Source organism: Weissella sp. DD23 (assembly GCF_001579105.1).
GTDB lineage: Bacteria > Bacillota > Bacilli > Lactobacillales > Lactobacillaceae > Weissella > Weissella cibaria.
This window is the reverse complement of the sequence record NZ_KQ970390.1, coordinates 280,524-282,230: the sequence shown is the minus strand read 5'-3', so window position 1 is coordinate 282,230 and position 1,707 is coordinate 280,524. Positions and strand designations below refer to the sequence as shown.

Below are 1,707 nucleotides of genomic sequence, written 5' to 3'. Positions count from 1 at the left end.
ATCTTTTGTGCATCTGCTTCATCCGAAATATCGCCAAATAAGTAAAAGACATTCTTCCGGTATGGTTGGTCAACATACCCCAGCGCGTCAAGCGCCTTGTCTTCAGAGCGAGTGGGCACCAGAACGGTAGCGCCATTTTCGGCTAAGTACTTTACAATTCCTTCGCCGACCGCGCCTGTCCCGCCAGCGACCAAAATTACTTTACCTTCATACATATCATTCGCCTCTTCGTTAGTTAATACAATTATATTAACGAAACGAAGGCCAGAAGTGTTGTAAAAAGGGCATTTCAAGTCTTAACATTGCCACTCATCACGAATGACCCGCAAAATTGCTTGTGACATTGGCCCCACTTCAGCTCGATCCCGTGACAATAAATAGATATCAAAAGTTGGCATATCGACGTCCAAAATATCAATCTGCTTTAGCCCGGTTGCATTTTGCGTTAGTGCCAAAGCCGTAATAAAACTCATCCCCACACCATCTCGCAACACATTTTTCAACGTCTCAGGGTTTGAGGTTTGAAACAGAATTTTCGGATGCGTGTCGCTGATTTCGGTTAACCGTTTAAAAATACGGCTATGCACAAACCCTTCATCCAGCATAACAAATTCCTCAGCCCCGATTTCATCGAAATACATACTGTCCGGTTTCGTCGCATCGCCAGTCGCAAACACAAATGGAAATGAGGCAATTTTGGTTGCCGTCACCCCGCTAATACGTATCGGATCGACTGAACTAACCATGCCAAAATCTAACTGGCCTGTCTTAATTTGCGACATCAAGTCAGCACTCCCCATTTCAACCGTCTCCAAATAGGGTAATAGTTCTAACACGCCCAATTTTTTAAGTAAATCTCGAAAGTAATACATACCAATAATCGGTGGCAACCCAAAACGTAATTTCTCAATTGACTGTAATGCAACCTCTTCCTTTGTAAAAGCAATTTCTCGCCTAATTTTGACTGCCAGTTCATAAACCAACTGACCGGTTTTTGTCAGGACAACCGATTTTTTAGTGGTATCTCGGACGATCAGTGCCGATTCGAACTCCTCTTCCAAACGTTTTAACGCATATGAAATCGTTGGTTGGGTCACCCCAAATTGTTCAGATACAGCCGTAAACTGTTTTTGCTCTGCCAATGCCGCAAAATAAGTTAAATCTTTCAAATTCATCCGAAATCCCCTACGCTTATAAATTATTTTTATTATACCATGGTTATTTGACTATATATTTTTATAAGGCGTAAGGTTGTCAGCGTTGAGAATTTATTATTTATTTTTTGTAGGGAGATGTTTACACATGCGTGGACAAGAAATTTTGAATAACCCCTTCCTAAATAAGGGGACTGCCTTCACTGAGGCAGAACGCGAAGAATTTGGCTTGACTGGTATGTTGCCAGCCCACGTTCAAACGATTCAAGAGCAAGCTGACCAAGCTTATGCCCAATATCTAACAAAGGTTAATGACGTTGAAAAGCGTATTTTCCTTTCAACGTTGTTCGACACGAACCGTACGTTGTTCTACTACTTGGTTGATCAACACGTCGCTGAGTTCATGCCCGTTGTCTACGATCCAACAATTGCCGACACGATTGAGAACTATTCAGCATTGTTCGTTAACCCACAGAACGCTGCATTCTTGGACATCAACCACCCAGAGAACATCGAAGCAACGTTGAAGAACGCTGCTGATGGCCGTGACATT

The 1,707-nt window shown here is 42.6% G+C and carries 2 protein-coding genes and 1 pseudogene; 1 reads left to right on the top strand and 2 read right to left on the bottom strand.

From position 1 onward, the window contains the following. Positions 1 to 215, bottom strand: a 215-nt coding sequence (locus WEIDD23_RS01375) for an SDR family NAD(P)-dependent oxidoreductase (protein WP_156469540.1), incomplete at its 3' end; no start/stop codon positions are given. Positions 216 to 296: 81 nt separating this feature from the next. Next, positions 297 to 1,175: a LysR family transcriptional regulator gene (locus WEIDD23_RS01370; RefSeq protein ID WP_010371606.1), complete on the bottom strand. Its 879-nt coding sequence runs from the start codon at positions 1,173 to 1,175 to the stop codon at positions 297 to 299. A gap of 127 nt (positions 1,176 to 1,302) precedes the next feature. Between WEIDD23_RS01370 and WEIDD23_RS14225 the strand changes: the two are divergent. Beyond that, positions 1,303 to 1,707: pseudogene (locus WEIDD23_RS14225) on the top strand (NAD-dependent malic enzyme); the annotation flags it as partial.